This window comes from Citrobacter sp. Cb080 (assembly GCF_030334745.1).
GTDB classification, from domain to species: domain Bacteria; phylum Pseudomonadota; class Gammaproteobacteria; order Enterobacterales; family Enterobacteriaceae; genus Citrobacter; species Citrobacter braakii.
The window spans coordinates 1-218 of the sequence record NZ_JAOWDG010000018.1 but is presented as its reverse complement, the minus strand read 5'-3'; the positions used below and the strand labels follow the sequence as shown (position 1 = coordinate 218).

Here is a 218-nt window from a genome sequence, read left to right as displayed (position 1 = left end):
GCAGGTTCGAATCTTATAAATTGCAGATAGCAAAAAGGCGCCTTTAGGGCGCCTTTTTACATTGGTGGGTCGTGCAGGATTCGAACCTGCGACCAATTGATTAAAAGTCAACTGCTCTACCAACTGAGCTAACGACCCGAAGTGGTGGGTGATGACGGGATCGAACCGCCGACCCCCTCCTTGTAAGGGAGGTGCTCTCCCAGCTGAGCTAATCACCC

At 51.8% G+C, this 218-nt stretch carries 2 tRNA genes; both read right to left on the bottom strand.

Features of this window, described 5'->3' with window-relative positions:
• Window positions 1–62: 62 nt before the first annotated feature.
• Window positions 63–138, bottom strand: a tRNA-Lys gene (locus tag OGV38_RS00220).
• 4 nt (window positions 139–142) lie between these two features.
• Window positions 143–218: transfer RNA gene (locus OGV38_RS00215), tRNA-Val, on the bottom strand.